Origin of the sequence: Candidatus Brocadia sinica JPN1 (assembly GCF_000949635.1) — a bacterium.
Classification (GTDB): domain Bacteria; phylum Planctomycetota; class Brocadiia; order Brocadiales; family Brocadiaceae; genus Brocadia; species Brocadia sinica.
Genome location: NZ_BAFN01000001.1, coordinates 3,567,666 through 3,585,189 on the forward strand (window position 1 = coordinate 3,567,666; position 17,524 = coordinate 3,585,189).

10 protein-coding genes are annotated in these 17,524 nt (G+C 43.6%); 7 read left to right on the plus strand and 3 right to left on the minus strand.

Annotation, left to right across the window (positions count from 1 at the left end; translation table 11 throughout):
* Positions 1-25 precede the first annotated feature (25 nt).
* The 3 genes from BROSI_RS16350 to BROSI_RS16360 all read right to left on the minus strand — a co-directional run bounded on the left by BROSI_RS16350 (position 26) and on the right by BROSI_RS16360 (position 3,721).
* Complete coding sequence (locus BROSI_RS16350) at positions 26-790, minus strand: sulfite exporter TauE/SafE family protein (RefSeq protein ID WP_052564838.1); 765 nt, start codon at positions 788-790, stop codon at positions 26-28.
* Positions 791-868: 78 nt separating this feature from the next.
* A complete protein-coding gene (locus tag BROSI_RS16355; RefSeq protein WP_052564839.1) occupies positions 869-1,675 on the minus strand; it encodes a serine/threonine protein kinase in 807 nt (268 codons plus the stop codon).
* A 138-nt stretch (positions 1,676-1,813) separates the two neighbouring features.
* Positions 1,814-3,721 (minus strand): PAS domain S-box protein, encoded by a 1,908-nt coding sequence (locus tag BROSI_RS16360; protein WP_052564841.1) that lies wholly within the window; start codon positions 3,719-3,721, stop codon positions 1,814-1,816.
* Positions 3,722-4,653: 932 nt separating this feature from the next.
* Between BROSI_RS16360 and BROSI_RS16370 the strand changes: the two genes are divergently transcribed.
* The 7 genes from BROSI_RS16370 (at position 4,654) to BROSI_RS16400 (ending at position 17,054) form a co-directional block, all read left to right on the plus strand.
* Complete coding sequence (locus BROSI_RS16370) at positions 4,654-5,988, plus strand: TolC family protein (protein WP_052564844.1); 1,335 nt, start codon at positions 4,654-4,656, stop codon at positions 5,986-5,988.
* Between the two features lie 128 nt (positions 5,989-6,116).
* Positions 6,117-7,448 (plus strand): efflux RND transporter periplasmic adaptor subunit, encoded by a 1,332-nt coding sequence (locus tag BROSI_RS16375; protein ID WP_082059271.1) that lies wholly within the window; start codon positions 6,117-6,119, stop codon positions 7,446-7,448.
* Between the two features lie 85 nt (positions 7,449-7,533).
* Positions 7,534-10,626, plus strand: a complete 3,093-nt coding sequence (locus BROSI_RS16380) for an efflux RND transporter permease subunit (protein ID WP_052564848.1) — start codon at positions 7,534-7,536, stop codon at positions 10,624-10,626.
* Between the two features lie 156 nt (positions 10,627-10,782).
* Positions 10,783-11,121 carry a YnfA family protein gene (locus BROSI_RS16385; RefSeq protein WP_200891773.1) on the plus strand — a complete coding sequence of 113 codons (339 nt, stop codon included), beginning with the start codon at positions 10,783-10,785 and terminating at the stop codon, positions 11,119-11,121.
* A gap of 126 nt (positions 11,122-11,247) precedes the next feature.
* Positions 11,248-11,856 (plus strand): hypothetical protein, encoded by a 609-nt coding sequence (locus BROSI_RS16390; protein ID WP_052564850.1) that lies wholly within the window; start codon positions 11,248-11,250, stop codon positions 11,854-11,856.
* 66 nt (positions 11,857-11,922) lie between these two features.
* Complete coding sequence (locus BROSI_RS16395; RefSeq protein ID WP_102046836.1) at positions 11,923-13,443, plus strand: efflux RND transporter periplasmic adaptor subunit; 1,521 nt, start codon at positions 11,923-11,925, stop codon at positions 13,441-13,443.
* 380 nt (positions 13,444-13,823) lie between these two features.
* Positions 13,824-17,054 carry an efflux RND transporter permease subunit gene (locus tag BROSI_RS16400; protein ID WP_052564854.1) on the plus strand — a complete coding sequence of 1,077 codons (3,231 nt, stop codon included), beginning with the start codon at positions 13,824-13,826 and terminating at the stop codon, positions 17,052-17,054.
* Positions 17,055-17,524: the final 470 nt, after the last annotated feature.

A 17,524-nucleotide genomic window follows, 5' to 3' on the forward strand; every position in this document is an offset into this window, starting at 1 on the left:
TATTTTTATGTTTTTACTACGATATCTAGGTCAGAAGTCTTGCGGCCATTGCAATGACACAAATAGTAAGTACGAACCGGATAAACCGTTCACCCTTGGTAACTGCCAGATGGCTGCCGATCCAGCCACCAAGACCGTTGCCGGCTGCCAAAGCCAGGCCAATTGGCCAATGTATTTTATTATGAAAAACAAACACAAACAGTGCGAATAGTGCGTTGATACCGACGATGAATACCTTGTGACTGTTGGTTTCCATAAGATTTAATCCACTTATTGTAGTTAGCGCTGCGATGATCATAAAGCCAATGCCCGCCTGAATAAACCCGCCGTAGATCCCAATAAAGAAGAAAATAATCATCAGAACTATATGACGGTTCCGGCTCATATTGGACACGCCTCCCTTATACTGGATAGCGCTATACCGTCTTTGAATGGGATTCCATAAGATAATTCCGAGAACGAATAACATGATGATGGCTAGTATTTTTTTAAACAGGAGATCGGATACATTTACGGCAAGCTGAGCGCCAATAACGGCTCCTACGAGTGTAGGTGCTGACAAGAGAAGACTTGATCGAAAATTTGAAACACCTTTCCTTTTAAAACCAGTAACTGCAAATATACTCTGAACCGTAATTGCCAGGCGGTTGGTGCCATTTGCCACGGCCGTCGGTAGTCCCAGGAAAATAAGTACAGGTAAAGAAAGGAGCGAACCACCACCCGCCAGGGTATTGATAAATCCTGCGATAACACCAACGGTAAAGATAACCGGAATTTGCCATGTATTCATAAGATTGAAAACGCTGCAAAACGGAATTTGCATACTCCTTCTGCCCTGCAGCCGTCCTGTTTTATTTTATTCTAAGGGTTACACTGCCTCCAGTTCCGCTCTTAATACCTCAGCAGACTGAATGCGATTATCGGGGTTTTCCTCAAGGAGTCCCAAGATGACATTGTTCAATTTGTCCGGGATGGCCTTATTGATTTCCTGTGGGATGATATTTGCCTCTTGCCACAGTTTCCCCGTCATTACCCTATAAAAGATCAGGCCAACGGAATAGAGATCGGAGGTGGTGTATATCTTGATCTTTTTCAGGACTGATTTTTCGTCCTCTCCGTTGCGCAATAACCGAATCATCTGCTTTTGCTCTGGTGAGGCATATTCCTTGCTCATACCACAGATAATTTCCCCAATTTTTATCGTGCATTCGAGGTCTATCAGTGCCATCGTACCCGTGGTGGGGTTTACTATGAGGTGGCCAGGTTTGATATCAGAATGAATGTATCCTTTGGAATGCATGTGTTGCAGCGGCAATGTGGCGCTGGAAAAATAGTGAATCACCTGTTCGATTTCGCGTTGATCCGGTAGACCTCTTTTCTTGTAATATTCAACGACATCTTCTCCCTCAAAGTGGGTTATGATCAGATAATTTTGGACGAGCACCGATTTGCCTTCCTTGTACATGACGGCATTTCCTTCTGCATATCGAATGGGGATCTGAGGGTGTGAAAAGAGGGGAAGTATCTTGTATTCTCTTAAATAATTATTGGCAGGGGAGTATTTCATGCCCCACTGGTTCTCCCTGAACTCGGGGTTACAGAGGATGGCATAGTTTGCCCGATGTCCCGGTGCAATCTTGAATTCTTTGAAATAATACTTGTCGATTGAATACATTGTAACTCCCTAACCACAGAACGAGTCGAAAATTGTAGCGTGAGGATTATTTCCCGCCTAATGCTGGCCAACCCCGTCCTAACCGTCCCTTTTTGCGGGGAGGATACAGGAAGGGGGGCAACGCCACATATCAGCTAATTATTTTCCCGTTATGTCCCTGAATACACCGAGGATCTTAATCGGTTTACCGTTGTCGTCACGCACAAGATTGCACGTACTTTCGGAAAGGAACCGTTCTCCATTTTTTTTCTTACAATAAGAAATGAAATCTCTCAATACACCTTTCTTTTCCAGCGTTGCAAGTAATTCTTTCCGATCATCAGGATTTACATAGATGTCCTTCACCCGTGTTCCGATTGCTTCCTCGGGTGAAGTGTAACCAATCATTTCTGCCCCTGCCTGATTGATCCAGGTAAATACCCCGTCTTTAGATGGCTCACATTGATAGATACCCTCTTTTAATGATTTCAGCAACTGTCTGTGCTGTAGTTCCGATTCCAGTAACTCCCCCTCCAGCTTTTTCCGTTCGGAAATATCCCTGAATATTCCGTTTATATGGATGGGACTGCCTGTCTCATCGGTAACCAGATTGGATGTCCGTTCCATGTAAAATAGTTCCCCATTTTTTCTCTTGCATAACGATGTAAAACTCTTCCATACCCCTTCTTTGGTCAGTTTCTCAATGACCTTTCTGCGGTCATCAGGGTCCGCATAAATATCCCTTACCTTCATCCCAATCACCTCTTTAGGGGACTTGTAGCCAAGTATTTCAGCTCCTGCCCGGTTTATGCTTATAAATACCCCATCCTCTGTCGGTTCAGATTGGTATACCCCTTCCTTCACAGAGTTAAATAATTCTCTGTACCGTTTTTCAGAATCAGATAAAGCCCGTGTCTTCTCTTCCAGGGATATTGCCATCGTGTTAAAGGATTTTGCTAATATCCCAATTTCGTCTTTTCTCTGTATGTCTATCCGTTGTGTTAAATCTCCCGATGCAATTTTTTCCGTTACTTCGGTCAGTTGAACGATTGGTGTCGAAGTCTTTTTGCCAATAAAATATGCTATTATCACTATGGGAAACGCAAGTATTATTAATACCGAACTAACAATGTAATTGAGGTTATATGCTGGTCCGTAACCTTCGTCCTTGTCTATTTCCGTAATGAGTCCCCACTTGAACTCAGGTAGCCAGCGCCAGACGCCCAATACCGTTTTCCCCCGATAATCCTTATAGCCTTTTGCATCAAAACCGTTCTTTCCGGTAACACACTGTTTCACACCATTGGTTAATTCGCCGGTCTCACGACTAACTAATTTCAATTCTAATGCGCATCTTCTTTTTATTAGCCCCATATCTTTTAAATCCTGTGCAAACCTTGATTCCGTCAGCATGTATCCGTCTTTACTTACCAGATATGTTTCTTCGGTCTTTCCTAATTTTAGGCTGAGCAGCAGGTCGTTCAGCGCCTTCACATCCATCCGAATGGCAACAATACCAACAACGATCCCATACTTGTTCCTCAACGGTGTTGAAACAAACATGGTAGGCATACCAAGTTCCTTTTCCCCAAATTCATTTGTTAGCGGGATTTCAGATGGAATAATACCCGATACAAATGTATGCCCTTGAACCGCCCGTTTGAAATAGTCCATGTGTGAAATATCGCTTCCTGCGTCTTCTTCTGCTGTTGCAGCGGTTACCAATCCTTTATCATTGCTTACCAAAATACCCGTATAACCATATTTGTTCTTCACGACCTCCAGATAATGGACAATATCAGGATAATCTACGTCTTCTTTGGCAATCTGTGCGCATTTGGTTATAAAGGGATTCTCTGCGATTACGCTGACATTTTTTATCCTCTCATACATCCAATTCGTTACTAATTCCGTCTGCTTATGCCCAATACCATCAAGGTTTCGTATGAGCACTTCCTGAAGATCGGTCTGTACCCTTGGATATGCAATAATTCGCAGTAAAACGAACGGCAGCAACGTAAATACAATGAGTAAAAAAATGAGCCGACTTTTAATCGAAATGTACATTTTTTTCTCCTTAAAGTATGCGAAATTTACGCACCTAGTATACCGGCAGACTTATGGAGAGTAAATCAAAAATAATTTTCTGCTTGCTTTTCTAGTAACCCGATAATTATCATAAAGCAAAACTGTGCTGCAAAATCATAACCAAATAACCCCTCTCTTTCTCCTTCTATGCGGGAGAATACAGGGGGGATATAACTCTTCGGAAAAAATATTACAGGTATGAAAACTCCAATAAAAAGGTAAATCGTTGATTTCTCCGTATGCGTAAAACTATTTTCTTTAAAAAAGGCCTTCAAAGTATTTTGATGATATGGTTTCTTTTGTGCATATTACCAGGCGATTGTTTATTATTGGGGTGTGTGGAAGACGATGTGTTTCATTGTTCAGAAGAGGAATCAGTAATTATCTCCCATAATGATACTCATTCTCCCCTTCCAATAGATGATCACCATTGCTCACATTGTTGTCTCCTGTGTGCTCACAATTTAGTTATGGGTTTACTGCAAAACTCTTTACTGTTTCTCAGTAGTCCATCCAGTTGGTTTCAAAGCCTTCATTCTAATCATTTCAAAAGTATTTTTCAGACGATTATTTATCATCCACCGCGTTTAGCCGCGTAATCCATCTGTAAAATTTCAACATCTCACAGCGCCGTATACAGTTACTGCCGGAAGGCACGGAATATCCGTGAAACAAAAGATATATTCGGGTAGTTGTGGCTTGTAATCTGTGCAACCCTTTGACCCGCTCGGGACAAGTTTTCAAGATTGCAGCTGCCGGTGAGATTCCTTGATTGTATCAGGAATTTTCATTTATTTAGCTGGTTTCAGGGTGGCAGCAGTCAAGAAAACCCCACTTTGCTAAGGAGAACTTCTTAAAAAATCCATGTGAGCTATCATTCATTACTTGGTTTATCGTGAAAGGTTTTTGTTATGGATATGTATTCTGGTTTCAAACCTCATCTTCAGAGATACGGGTTCATTTTTTTTGTCATTCTCGTTTGTGTGTCTGCTTTTTTACCGAGTTTTTGGTTAATAGCCTTCGGGAAGGATTTTCCTATCAAAGCCACGGACAAGAATGATCAATCGTCAAACAAAAAGATTTCACTCGAAGAGGCTATTCGTATTGCCGTTGAAAAGAATCCTCTATTGCAGTCGACCAGGGATCAGGTAGAAGCTGCTTTGGGTTTGCTGAGGCAGTCGAAATTATATCCTAATCCAGTTCTGGAGTTTTTGGCTGAAGAAATTCCTGACAATGAAATCGGATTAAATCAAAGCCAAAATCTCGTGGCCGTAACTCAGCCCATCATCACGGGTGGTAAGAGAGGGCTGGGAATCAAGGTAAGTGAAAAATCAAAGGAAAAAAACGAGTTCGAACGCGATACCGTTTTATTGAATGTCGTCGCTGACACAAAAAAAGCGTTTTATCAGATTATCGGGGATCAGGAGGGGCTGGCTATAGCCAGGGAAACAGAAGAAATTGCGAACGGTATTTACGAGAGTGAGAAACTCAGGTTTGAGGCGGGCGAAGTGGCTATTACGAATATCCTCAGGGCAGAAGTTGAATTGTCGAAAGCGAGGAACCTCGTTTCCAAAGCGGAAGGCAATCTTCAAAATTCGATAAAGGAATTACAAACGGTAATGGGTATTCCGGAGGAAATCATCGGTGGTGTGACGGGAAAACTCTTATCAAGACCCGGTGAGGTTTCACTTCCTGAGCTTGAACTGAAGATGAACAATAATCAACCATTCCTTAAGGCATCAAAGAAGAATATTGAAGTAGCAGATACACAGTTGATGCTGGAAAAAAGGCAGGTTATACCCGATATCAATGTATCTGCGGGTTATAAAAGGCTCTCAATGGAAAACATAGACACCGTACAGTTGGGTGTTGAGATACCGGCCCCCTTCTTTAATCGTAACCAGGGTAATATACAAAAGGGGAAGGCCCTTTCAAAAAAAGCAAAAAGTGAAAATCAGTCAGTTTATAACGAACTGTTATTTCAGTTAAGAAGAAATTTCAATTCATACAATGTGGAACGAAAGCGTGTCATTGAATACAGGGATAAGATTCTGCCAAAGGCGGAAGAATCCCTTACGTTAATTACAAGGGGATACAGAGAAGGTGAGTTTGATTATATTGACCTCCTGGATGCCCAAAGGACATGGGCTGAAACGAGGATTTCCTATATCGAATCCCTAAAAAGTTTAAACCTGTTCATTGCAGACATTGAAAGACTGGCAGTAACGAAGATAAGGGAGCGATAATGGGGATAAGAAGATATTTTCAATTAGGCCTTCGGCGACTTTTATAACAGAGTAGTGGCAAGACGCGCCTTGCCACTACAAGCAGTTTGAAATTACTTAACATTTACTTAAGAGGGAAAAAGAAACTTATGAATTATTTACAATCATGGAACATCCGCATGACTAGTTTCACGATACTTCTTCTATTTATGGGAGTCTTTTCCATTGCAAATGTTGTAGCACATCAAGGTTGTCAGGATACACATAAAGGTGAAATGTGCCCTGAACATGGTGTTCCGGAAAGTGAATGTGTTTTGTGTAATCCTGCCATTAAAAACAGCAGTTACGAAGAATTATTAAAAAAGCACTGTGAGCACAATATCTCCATTATTGAGTGTGACGGATGTCGTTATGAGGTTGGAGCCGTCAAGGTCGATAAATCGATACTCGGAGAGATTGTAACCGTAGAAAACGTTGAGTTGTTTGACATAGAGGTAACTCATAAGGCAACAGGTGAAGTGGGGCCAAACCGGGACCGTTTTGTTATCGTTTCCCCAAGGGTATCCGGGGTCGTTAAAGAGTTATTTGTGGACTGGGGAGATCCTGTGAAGAAGGGACAAAAGCTGGCCGTATTGGATAGTGTAGAACTGGGGGAGGTCAGGGCCAATTATAAGAAAGCGATGGCAATGGTAAGAATGGCAAAAAAGAACTATTCCAGAGAAAAGACTCTCTATAAACAGAAGATTTCTTCCACAAAACATTTTCTGGAAGCTGAGAATGCTTACGAACAAGCGCAGATAGAGTTAAAAGCGTTAAAAGAAAAGTTAATACTCATGGGTCAGCAGGAGGGAGACATCCAGGATATAGCGGAAGACCAGGTATCCTCCCTGTTTATCCTTTCAGCCCCCTTTGATGGTACGGTGGTTGAAAAAAATGTAGCCATTGGTGAACTGAAGGATGCCTTTGCCCCTATTGTCACCATTTCTGACCTCACCAATCTGTGGGTATGGTTTGATATCTACGAAAAAGATATTCCAATAGTCAAGCCAGGAAATAAGGTTATGATATCAGTTGCCTCCTATCCGAACGAACAATTTGAGGGGCTTGTTACCCATATCGGAGTTACCGTTGATGAAAAGACACGAACAGTGAAGGTTCGGGCAGAGGTCGACAATCGTCATGAAAAATTGAAACCGGGTATGTTTGCCAAGGTATTGCTTCTGCATCAATCAGAGAAAACAAATAGTTTGCCCGTTGTGCCTGATGAAGCCGTTCAGACAGACGGGCAAGAACACTTTGTCTTTGTGCCCCTTCATGAGGGACTTTTTGTAAGACGAGATGTGACTCTGGGTACGCGGGTAGATGGCCATGTGAAAGTTATGAGTGGCTTAAACAAGAACGACCGCGTGGTTGTCAAGGGTGGTTTCCTGCTTAAGTCTGGAATCATGAAGGAAAAGTTTGGGGAGGGATGCACACATTAGCGGGATATTCGTGATGTAACATTACAATAACAAACCTTTTGTAATTCTTTGTGGTTGATATTCAATTCGGAGATTTGCTAATACTATGATCAACAGACTTATCGGATACGCCTTAAAACAAGGGTTTCTTGTTATTATCGTGATAGGCGTTATTATAGGACTGGGTTTATACTACATTGTACGCTTGCCGGTTGATGCCGTCCCTGATGTTACGACAAACCAGGTGCAGATCAATACCGAGGTGCCGGGACTAGGCCCTCTCGAAGTGGAAAAACTCATTACATTCCCCATTGAGTTTTCCATGAGTGGTTTGCCTAATGTGGTGGAGACACGTTCCCTTTCAAAGTCAGGACTCTCACAGGTTACGGTAGTTTTTGATGACCACGTAAACATCTATTTTGTCCGTCAATTGGTCTTTGAGCGTTTACAAACAGCAAAAGAGCAACTACCGCAGGTTTTCAATGCCCAGCCTGTTATGGGACCGATTAGCACGGGTTTGGGTGAGATTTATCAATACGTGGTTACCGGAGAAGGTAAGGATAACATGGAACTGCGGACCATCCAGGACTGGATAATCAAACCCAGACTGCTGACTACACCAGGGATCATTGAGATCAACAGTTTCGGTGGCTTCGTAAAGCAGTATCAGGTGCTGGTGGATCCCAAAAAGCTTATCACGTATGATATTACCCTCCGGCAGGTCTTTGATGCCCTGGCGGCCAATAATGCCAATGCTGGTGGACAATACATAGAACATGCCTCTGAACAATATCTCATAAGGGGCATAGGACTTATCAATACCATACAAGACATTGAAAATATCATTGTTCAAGCCACTCCGGAAGGCACGCCCATTTATATAAAAAATATTGCCGATGTGGTAGTGGGTCCTGAGGTACGTTATGGGGCAGTTACCAAAGACGGCAAAGGAGAGGTTGTCGCCGGTATAGCCATGATGCTCAAGGGTGAAAATAGCCGTACCGTGGTGGAAAGGGTAAAACAGAAGGTTGCAGAGATCAGGCAAAACCTGCCAACAGGTGTTGATATCATACCGTTTTATGATCGGGCTGCCCTAGTCAATGGCGTTATTCATACCGTTATTAGCAATGTCATTTTTGGTATCATCCTGATAATCATAGTTCTTACTCTAACGGTAGGCAACTGGCGAGTCTCACTCCTTATTGCTTTCTCCGTTCCTTTAACGGTCGTATTAACCTTTTCAGGCATGTATCATCTGGGAATTGCAGCTACGGTAATGAGTATCAGTTCCCTGGGTTTTGGTAATATCACTGATGGCTCAGTTTGCACCGTTGAAAATATCGTTCAACGTCTTAGCCTCAGAAAAAATACTGCAAGTTACCGGGAAACGATATTGCTCGCATCTCAGGAGGTGGGGCGTCCCATTTTTTTCGCCGTAGGAATTATTATTATCATCTATGTCCCGCTCCTGACATTACAGGGTGTTGAAGGCAAGATGTTCAAACCTGTAGCCCTTACAGTCAGTCTTGCCATGCTGAGTTCCCTTTTTGTTGCTCTTGTCATCATGCCCACCCTTTGCTCCCTTATTTTTAAAAAAGGGGTAAAGACAAAGGCATATACTGAAGAAACGGATAATCGTATAATGCTGTTCTTAAAGAGCAGTTACAGGCCGTTGTTGGAAAAGGCTGTATTCTATCCCAGGATCACCTTTATTATAGCAGCATCGTGCTTCCTTTCCAGCCTTGTCCTTATTCCCTTTTTAGGTTCAGAGTTTATGCCCGAATTGGATGAAGGCGCCATAGCAATCAACGTGAGGCGCCTGCCCAGTGTCTCTTTAAAGGAGTCGGTCGGACTCTCTACGCTCGTAGAGAAAACTCTCATGAAATACCCGGAGGTGGAGACCATTGTATCAAAAACGGGACGGGCCGAAATTGCCACAGACCCCATGGGACAGGAGATCAGCGATGTGTTCGTAATGCTCAAACCGAAGGATACATGGCAGACGACCAGGACAAAGGAGGGTCTCATTGCCCGTATGGAAGAGGATTTGAAAAAGATTCCGGGCATGCAGTATAGTTTTTCACAGCCCATTGAGCTCAGGGTCAGTGAATTGATAGCCGGCGTGCGTTCTGATGTCGCCATTAAGCTTTTTGGCGAGGACTATGAGGTATTAAAATCAAAGGCAGAGGAGATCGAACGAGTTGTAGCTCCTATCCGGGGTGCCGAGGATGTGAAAGGAGAACAAGTGGCGGGGCTGCCTGTGGTACAGATAAAGATTGACCGGAGCGCCATTGCCCGCTATGGAATCAATGTATCGGATATACAGGATGTTATTACCACGGCCATTGGCGGTAGGGCTGCGTCGCAGGTGCTGGAAGAGCAGATGCGATTCGACCTCTTGGTCCGTTTTTCCGAGGAAGCAAGGAACAACATAGAGGAAATCAAAAATATCCTGATTAGCGCCCCGGATGGTGTGCGTGTGCCGCTCACCCAGCTGGCGGATATTTTTGTTGAAGAGGGGCATGCTCAGGTCAACCGTGAGAACGGGCACCGCCGCATCGTAGTGGAGTGTAACGTACGGGATAGAGATATCGGCAGCTTTGTGGCAGAGGCGCAAAAAAAGATTCGGGAGGGTGTGGATATCCCCGCAGGATATTATCTGGATTGGGGCGGGCAGTTTGAGAATATGCAGCGGGCGAGGAATCGGCTTGCAATCGTTATTCCCATTTCCATGGGATTAATTTTTATTCTTCTCTTCATGAGTTTTCATTCCTTTAAAAATGCCGCCCTTATTTATATAAATGTTCCCTTTGCCGCTACCGGAGGGATTGTGGCGCTCTTCTTAAGGAATATGCCCCTGAGTGTCTCTGCAGGGGTAGGATTTATTTCTCTCTTCGGGTTATGCGTGTTAAATGGCACCGTTATGGTATCATCTATTAATGAATATCTTCAAAAAGGGAAAGAAACGAGAGATACGATCGTAGAGGCTGCTACAACACGTCTGAGACCTGTAGCGATAACCGTTATGACAGATATTATTGGGTTATTACCGATGACCATATCGACAGATGTAGGGGCCGAGGTACAGAAACCATTGGCAACGGTAATCGTGGGTGGGGTATGTTTCTCAAGCTTCCTGACCCTTTTTGTGATACCTGCACTCTATCAATGGTTTCCTAAGAGGGTTGAGGCAGTATAAAATAATTTTACCCCAGAGGTCGCAGAGAGCGCGGAGATGAATAAAATAAAAACTGTTGAGGAGCATAAAATATGGTAGCAATTTATTGTAAATGCTAAAAAAGTTTGAAATTCCTTGAAAACATTAAATTATTACAGAAACATGAATGAGATAAAAATGGAAAAAATTGAGATTGCCAGGTCAGTTTTCTTCTTTATCCTTGCCGGACTTTGCGAAATAGGTGGAGGATATCTGGTATGGCTCTGGCTAAGGGAAGGAAAGAGTATTTGGCTTGGTTTATTCGGAGCGATTGTGCTGGTTGTCTATGGAGTTATTCCAACCTTCCAGCCTGCAAATTTTGGCCGCGTCTATGCCGCCTATGGTGGTGTATTTATAGTTCTCTCTATTCTCTGGGGATGGCAGGTTGACAAGATAGCTCCGGACAAATTTGACCTGATCGGTGGTCTTATCGCCCTTATTGGTGTAATTATTATTATGTACTGGCCAAGGGGATGATTTTGGGTAAGTAAGGGTGGCACGGACAAACTCGTTTGTCCGTGCTTTTTTCCAATACCAGAACATAATGAGCAAGGGTATTCAATAAGCGTATTACAAATTACGCTAAATGAAATGCGGAGCGCCATGAAAAAGTGGCTTGTGTGTATATTGCTTGTTTCATTACCATGCGGATGTGCAGAGACCCCTCATGCTGAGCATGGTCAAGAATTGAATCTTTATGAAATAAGGAAGAATCATCCTTACCAGTGGGTTGAAAAGCACCATGTTCAATTAACAGACCAGCAAAAGAATGAGCTTGCTCAGCATGGTATCGAAATTGGTGAAAGTGAAGAAACGATCGTTTATTACTCCATGACTACCAGACGCGGACGAAGTGAGGTAGAAAAGGCATTTCTGGCTCAAGGTGAAGGGGAATGCGGTCATTTTAAACTGATGGTTGACATTGAGCGCTCCATCACAATTGAGGAAATACACATCATTGAAAATCCTGCAGACCAGACTGGAACCCACTGCATAAATAACGACTTTCTTGAACAATTTATTGGGAAAGATCTCAATTCATCTTTTGAGGTCGCAAAAGAACCGGGAGATACACGAACAACACCTGATAGAATCAGACCAATAAAAAATGCGCCAATCACTTCTGAGAAGATTGCAAAAGAGTTGAGAAAATGGTTGGTCATTTCAAAAATACTGAAACGTGATTACCCCGTCTGGAGTATAGAACAATGAAAAAAAATGATAACGATTGGTTTGCTCAGCTTAATCTATTCCCCTTTCTCTTACGGTAACAAAAATATGAAAAACTTGATAATTCGTTTTAAAAAGGTATCAGCAATCGGCATTGCTGTTCTGGTTGGAATTGTTCTGGCAGTAATTATCCTGCAAATGGAAAAAAAAGTGGTTCGTGATTCTCAGGAGGGCACTGAATCGAAGCATGGGGGTAATGTCCAGGCAAAGGGGCCTCATGGAGGCAGATTATTATCAGAGGGTGATTTTCAGGTTGAGATCACCATGTATGAGCGGGGTGTTCCACCCCAATTTAGAATCTATGTATTCGATAGGGGAAAAGCAGTTAACCCTGACGAGGCTAAACTGACTGTAGAATTACATAGGCTTGGTGGCCGGGTGGATATGATTCATTTCCGTACCGAAGGTGAGTACCTTCGCGGTGACAAGGTTATTGAAGAACCGCATTCTTTTGATGTCAGGGTGTTTGCAGAATGGAAAGGCAAGACCTATCGATGGGAATATTCGCAGGTGGAAGGCAGGATCGAGCTCAGTCCTGAGGCGGTACAAAGCGCAGGGATTGGCATTGAGACGGCCGGTCCTGCTCAGATAAAAACCGTCCTTGAGCTTCCCGGTGAGATCGAACTCAATGCAGATAAGGTAGTGCATGTCGTACCGAGGGTCTCAGGGGTCGTAACGGAGGTATATAAAAATCTTGGCGATATGGTCAAACATGGCGAGGTTATTGCCGTTCTTGACAGTCGGGAAGTGGCGGAACAGAAGAGTGAGTACATGGCCTTTCTGAAACGGATAGAACTGGCGCGGGCAACATTTGAAAGGAAAGAGCGTCTCTGGAGACAGAAGATCTCTTCAGAAAAAGACTATCTCGCCAGCCGGCAGGCATTGGCAGAAGAAGAGATAAACCTGCAAACGGCTACACAAAAACTGCTCGCATTGGGGCTTTCTCAAACTGATCTGGATAGTATTCCGGAAACGGCGGGCAGGGGGCTTACCCGATATGAGCTAAAAGCGCAGTTTGATGGTGTCGTTATTAAAAAGGAGATTGCTGTGGGTGAGGCTATTAAGGAAGATGCCGATATCTTTGCCATTGCTGATTTACGTACGGTTTGGGTGGGAGTCACGGTGTATGCCAAAGACCTGAGTGTGGTCAGGGTTGGACAAAACGTTACGGTAAGGTCTAAGATATTAGGTCTGGAAGCAAACGGTACGCTGGCATATTTGGGTCCACTTGTTGGTGAGCAAACACGTACTGCACTGGGGCGAGTTATTGTGCAGAATCCAGAAGGACGTTGGCGTCCCGGCCTCTTTGTTACTGTCGGGATTGTTCAGGAAGAAGTGACAGTACCAGTAGCAGTACCAGTCGGTGCAATACAAACATTCCGTGATTGGTTTGTCGTTTTTGTACAATACGGAGATCTTTTTGAAGTCCGCCCGGTGGAGTTAGGGCGGAATGACGGGCGATGGGTTGAGGTATTGCATGGTCTTTTTCCGGGTGAGCGATATGTTGCCAGCAATAGTTTTATCCTCAAGGCTGATCTCGGTAAGGCAGGGGCAACGCATGATCATTAGCTAAAGATAAATCCGAAGTACAAATTCGAAAATGCAAAAACAGAATTTCGAAATTCGAAATCCGAAATAAACTTCAATGAGCAATAACAAAAATCCTCGACAATATGATTTAGAGGAACGAACATTTTTATTTGCTAAAAGTGTGAGAAGTTTTGTGAGAAAACTACCTAAGATCATTGTCAATATTGAAGATGAGAAGTAACTAATAAATGCATCAGGTTCTGTAGGAGCCAATTACATTGAAGCTAACGAATCGCTGAGTAAGAAAGATTTCTTTTTAGAATAAAGATTTGCAGAAAAGAAGCAAAAGAAAGCAGATATTGGCTAAGATTAGTTTTTGTCACTAATAATGCTGAACTTTTAAGAAAAGAAGGTGAAGTATGCTTGAGCGAATATTAAAATTTTCAATCCGCCAACGATGGGTAGTCCTTATAGCAATCATGGTTATTGCAGTTTTTGGTGGGTATAATTATCAGAAACTTCCCATAGATGCAGTGCCTGACATTACCAATGTTCAGGTTCAGATTAATACAGAGGCCCCGGGATACTCTCCACTTGAGGTCGAACAACGTATTACTTTTCCTGTTGAGACATCAATGGCTGGTATACCTGGCTTAATGGAAACTCGTTCGTTGTCGCGGTATGGGCTCTCACAGGTGACAGTTATTTTTCGAGATGGAACAGATATTTACTTTGCCCGACAATTGATTAACCAGCGTATCCAGGAAATAAAGGGAAAACTGCCGCCTGGTGTTGATCCGCTTATGGGGCCGATTGCAACGGGACTTGGCGAGATCTTTATGTGGACAGTTGAGTCAAAAGCAGGCGCTCTAAAACCGGATGGGACACCGTATACATCCACCGATTTAAGAACCATTCAGGACTGGGTTATCAGACCTCAACTCCGTAACATTCCTGGGGTTACTGAAGTAAACACCATCGGCGGTTACGAGAAACAATATCATGTAACTCCATACCCTGATAAACTGATTGCATATGGATTGTCATTTCATGACGTTCTTCAGGCCCTTGCCAGAAATAATGCCAATATTGGTGCAGGGTATATCGAACACAGCGGAGAACAGTATCTGATCAGAGCCCCCGGCCAGGTGGTCGACATAGAGGATATTCGGCAGATTATTATTGGGAATTACAAAGGGGTACCCATTTATATCAAAGACGTAGCGGAGGTTTTGTTAGGGAAAGAACTCAGAACAGGTGCTGCTATGGAAAACGGGAAAGAGGTTGTCCTGGGTACGGTCTTTATGCTTATGGGCGAAAATAGTCGGACAGTATCAAGAATGGTGGCTGATAAGATGGTTGAAGTGAACCATACACTGCCCGCGGGTGTGGTGGCTAAAACGGTCTATGACCGCACTACCCTTGTAGAAAAAACCATACATACCGTGAAGAAGAATTTGGCTGAAGGCGCCCTTTTGGTCATTGCTATTCTATTTCTCTTTTTGGGGAATATACGGGCGGCCCTCATCACGGCATTTGTTATACCATTATCCATGTTATTTACTGTTACCGGGATGGTAAGCAACAAGGTGAGCGCAAACCTTATGAGCCTCGGGGCATTAGACTTTGGAATCATTGTTGATGGCGCTGTAATTATCGTTGAGAATTGCATTCGCAGGTTGTCAGAGGAACAACACCGGCTTGGACGGTTATTAACACGCCAGGAGCGGTTTGGGGTTGTTTTTGAGGCATCAAAGGAAGTACGGAGAGCAACCATGTTTGGTGAGTTAATCATTATGATCGTTTATTTACCAATCCTGAGCCTGACAGGAGTTGAGGGGAAGATGTTTTATCCCATGGCATTTACTGTGATTGTTGCCTTATTTAGCGCAATGGTTCTTTCCGTGACATTTATTCCTGCCGCTGTGGCGTTGTTCTTTTCCGGAAAACTATCCGAAAAGGAAAACTTTTTTGTGCGATGGGCTAAGAAAACCTATATTCCTGTTTTAAGCCTGGCTATGCAGAATAAGGGATTTGTTATAACAGTCGCAGGCGTGATTGTTGTCCTGAGCGGACTTTTAATGACGCGTATGGGAAGTGAATTCATACCAAGTCTGGATGAAGGAGATATGGCAATCCATGCCCTCCGTATTCCGGGGACAAGCTTATCACAAGCGGTAGAGATGCAACATGTCCTTGAAGAAAAGATAAAAGAATTCCCGGAGGTGGATACTGTTTTTTCCAAAATAGGAACCGCAGAGATTGCTACTGATCCTATGCCTCCAAGTGTAGCCGATACATTTGTTATGCTAAAACCACGGTCAGATTGGCCTGACTCTCATAAGTTAAAAGAAGAGTTGATACATGAACTTGAGGAGTATCTCAAAAAAATTCCCGGCAACAATTATGAATTTACCCAGCCGATCCAGATGCGCTTCAATGAGCTTATCGCTGGAGTGCGAAGCGATGTGGCAGTGAAGGTATTTGGAGACGACATGGAAGTCTTGCTTGAAACCGGGGAAAAAATCGCCAGAGCCTTTGAGAAAATACCGGGGGCCTCGGATGTGAAAGTAGAGCAGGTGACAGGTCTGCCGGTTCTGACCATTCAGATGAATCGCAAAGAAATGGCGCGATACGGTCTTAACATTTCTGATGTGCAGGAGGTAATAGAGGTTGCAATTGGGGGGAAGAGTGCAGGGAATATTTTTGAGGGGGATCGGAGGTTCGAACTCATGGTACGCCTGCCTGATGATATGCGCAGTAATGTGGAGGCGCTCAAGAGATTGCCGATTCCATTGCCGGAGAGTGGGGGTGGATTGGATACGGGCGTATTATTCGCAGCGCATTCTAAGGAAAGCAAACGACCGAGTTATATAACGCTTGGCTCTATTGCGGAATTTAACATTAAACCTGGTCCTAACCAAATCAGCAGGGAGAACGGCAAGCGCCGGGTTGTCGTGACGGCAAATGTGCGTGGTCGTGACATGGGTTCGTTTGTGGAGGAGGCTGAAAGAAAGATCAAAAAGGATGTCACTATCCCGGCGAACTACTGGATTACCTGGGGAGGACAATTTGAGCAGATGATGTCGGCAAAGAAACGTTTGCAAATTGTCACTCCCGTGGCACTTTTATTGATCTTTTTCCTGCTTTTTATCACATTTGGAACCATAAAAGATGCCCTTTTGGTCTTCACAGGTGTTCCTTTTGCCCTGACCGGGGGGATAGTTGCACTCTGGCTCAGGGGAATTCCATTATCGATTTCGGCTGGTGTAGGGTTTATAGCGCTCTCCGGTGTGGCAGTATTAAATGGACTTGTCATGATCTCATTTATCACCAAACTGCGTTCGGAGGGCAATCCCCTCGACCATGCCATTCTTCAGGGTGCAGTTACACGTCTGCGTCCGGTACTGATGACCGCCCTCGTTGCCTCTTTAGGGTTTTTTCCGATGGCGATGGCTACCGGAACGGGGGCAGAAGTGCAGCGTCCACTTGCTACAGTAGTGATCGGCGGAATTATATCATCAACTGTCCTCACCTTGCTGGTACTTCCGGTGCTTTATCGGATATTTCACCGTGCGGATGATATACGTAAGGATGAAATGAATAAGGATGTTTATAGTATTGGTACGAAAATAGAATCAAATGTCTAAAAAAACAAACATTTTCATACCCTTTTGTGAGTCTTCGGTTCATGACGGTTTCCTGTATAAAAACTTCCTTTTTTTATAAGTTTTTTACCTCCCCTCAATCCCCTCTTTGCAAAGGAGGGGATAAAGGGGGTGGTTCATTTTGGTTGCGGTTGTGCTGCGTTATGATGTCTCCTGTAACTATTCAGCGAAACTGACAGAGAATGTTTTCTTAGAATAGTTAGGAACCAACAGGGAAAACGGACAGACAGAATAATCCCGAAGGGATGACATGATTATAGAATATCGTTATACCAGTGTTGTTAACCTCGTAGGGGTGATATAGTATCATTGTTTTCGCAATATTTCACCCCTACGGGGTTGAATATTCTGGTGTGTTTTTTTCTATAATCATGTCATTCCTTTGGGATTATGTAATCAATATTTTATTCACTCGTAGTGGTTGTAGGCAAAAGTCTGCTGAATCGTTATGT